Genomic DNA, 1,071 nt, shown 5'->3' on the forward strand with positions numbered 1-1,071 from the left:
TGGGCAGCATTAAAGGCTAATCGATTCGCTAACCATCGTTGACCATAGTCACGAGACTTACCATGAATGAGAAATGCACCGTGAGATTGTTGATGGGTTCTGACAATTTTTTCAAATAGCTGTTGTTGCTGCCAATACCCCAACTTGAGCAAAACTTTATGTAAGGTATCAACGTTTTGAGGTTTGTTTATAGGCTGAGAATGATTGCCTTTCTGATAGTTATCGATTTTTTCCTCTATATCATCAAGTTTTTCTTCTATTTCCTCTATCTCTTCTTTACATTCTTTAATTTCCTCCTTTAGCTTAAACTTCACTGCTGTATCAGTCTCAATATTGTACCTTCTCCTGAGCCTACTCAACTTTTCGCTTAATATTTCATAAATTTCTTCAAAGTCTTCTTGTTTTTGCTTCAAGCGTCTAAGTGAGGGCATTGATCACTCTCAAGATTTAGCTGTAACATAGTAGTTTTCTACCTTACTCCTGATTTTAACTGCTAGAGTCGGGAATTTAGGCTTCTGGCCAATAAACTAGAGGATATTTCTCCAGAGGCATCAAGGGTTGCGAATGAGATGCACCCTTTACTTCATCCATGTCAGGCTCAATACTGCTGACCCAATCCTAATCTGATGGGTTGCTTTTTGGTTAGAGTTTGCCAATATCTGCTTAGCCTGATAAGCTGGTTTTAGTTCTGTAATTAACTCATCTAACTTCAGTGCTCGTTGTCGTAGATAATAAACAAGATTATCATGCCCCAATTGATAGCGGTCAGCAACAGGCTCCGGTACCTTAACCACTAAGCCCGACTCTACTAAAATCCTTAACACCAACTCTAATTTTTCAGCTTCTGTTCCTAAATGATTAGCTAACTCAGCCTTGGTCTTCAGTGGACGATTGCATTTTTCATCGGTTAGTAAATATAGCACCAGTTCCGCCACCTGCTGATTTTCTGGTCCACAATCTTCCACTACTCCAGTCAAATACCGCGCCATCAATCCTTGCTTTGAACCCCCTTCCCAATAGTGTTCCAAGGTAGTAATACTTTCCGCCTGCAATTGCGCTCCTACTATCTCC

At 40.2% G+C, this 1,071-nt stretch carries 1 protein-coding gene and 1 pseudogene; both read right to left on the reverse strand.

What is annotated here, in order from left to right:
* Window positions 1–431 (reverse strand): hypothetical protein (locus F6K49_RS52330; protein ID WP_293110970.1); only part of this gene is annotated, 431 nt, incomplete at its 3' end.
* Window positions 432–578: 147 nt separating this feature from the next.
* Window positions 579–1,071 (reverse strand): annotated as a pseudogene (locus F6K49_RS52335) (hypothetical protein); the annotation flags it as partial.

This window comes from Moorena sp. SIO3I6, assembly GCF_010672095.1.